A 1,421-nucleotide genomic window follows, 5' to 3' on the forward strand; every position below is an offset into this window, starting at 1 on the left:
TCGCAGTGGCTCGATGAGCATCGCTCGCTGCTGAGTTTGGTGATTGACGATCTGCGCCGGCACGGGGTCCGGGAGACGGGACGGCACGGTCTGCCGGCGGAAGCCGTGCTGCGCTGCGCGCTGCTCAAGCAACATCGGCAACTGAGCTACGAGGAGCTGGCCTTTCATCTTGAGGATTCCGCCTCGTTTCGTGCCTTTGCCCGGCTGCCCCTGGCGTGGTCGCCGAAGAAGTCGGTGCTGCACAAGACGATCAGCGCGATCAGCGCGGCGAGTTGGGAGGCGATCAATCGGACCGTGGTGGGCAGCGCGCGGCAGGAGAAGGTGGACAACGGGGCGATGGTGCGGATCGACAGCACGGTGACCGAGGCGCTGATGCACGCGCCCACCGACAGCTCTCTGCTGTGGGATGCGGTGCGCGTAATGGTGCGCCTGCTGACAGAGGCGAGCGCGCTGCACGGCGTAGCGCCGATCGTCTGGCGCAATCACCGCCGGCTGGCCAAGAAGCGCGCCCTCGCCATCCGGTACAGCCGCGGCAAGCAACAGAAGGCAAAACTATACCGGGACCTGATCGCGGCCACCCGCGCCACCGTGAGCGCGCTGCAGCGCGCTGCCCAGGGCGTGGCTGCCTGCGCCACGATCGAAGCCGAACTCTGGCGCTGCCAAGTCAGGCATTACCTGCCTTTGATCGAGCGCCTCATCAGCCAGGCCGAGCGCCGCGTCCTCGCCGGCGAGGCGGTGCCGGCCGGCGAGAAGCTGGTCAGCCTGTTCGAGACGCATGCCGATATCATCGTCAAGGGCGGCCGCGATGTGCACTATGGTCACAAGCTCAACCTGGCCACCGGCCGCAGCGGCTTGATCCTCGATGTCGTCGTCGAGGCCGGCAATCCGGCGGATGCCGAACGCTTCCTTCCCATGCTCGAGCGCCACATCGCACGCCATGGCACGCCGCCGCGACAAGCGGCCAGCGACGGCGGCTATGCCAGCCTTGACAATCTGAGCCGGGCAAAGGCCTTGGGCGTGCACGATGTCGCCTTCCACAAGAAGCGCGGCCTCTCGATCGACACCATGGTCAAGAGCCGCTGGGTCTACCGCAAGCTGCGAAACTTCCGGGCCGGCATCGAGGCCAACATATCCTGCCTGAAGCGGGCCTTCGGTCTGGCGCGCTGCACATGGCGCGGGCAGGCTCACTTCAAGGCCTACGTCTGGTCATCGGTCGTCGCTTATAACCTCGCCCTCTTCACCCGCCTCAAGCCGGCCTGACGCCTGCCAATTTGGCCGAAGTCAGCCGCACACCGGTGAGCGCCGGATGATCGCCATGCCCTAATTCTCCCTCGGCAAGGCTCTTCCGGTCGCGTTCCTTGCGCTCGGTGTCGACCAAGCGCCCCAAAACAACCCGCAAGTAGGAGCAAGCTACGGTAAAC

At 65.9% G+C, this 1,421-nt stretch carries 1 protein-coding gene; it reads left to right on the forward strand.

Annotation, left to right across the window (positions count from 1 at the left end; translation table 11 throughout):
- A partial coding sequence (locus NKH73_RS32495; RefSeq protein ID WP_352939594.1) for an ISNCY family transposase occupies positions 1 to 1,260 on the forward strand: 1,260 nt, incomplete at its 5' end.
- Positions 1,261 to 1,421: the final 161 nt, after the last annotated feature.

This window comes from Mesorhizobium sp. M0938 (assembly GCF_040319125.1).
Lineage (GTDB): Bacteria > Pseudomonadota > Alphaproteobacteria > Rhizobiales > Rhizobiaceae > Mesorhizobium > Mesorhizobium robiniae.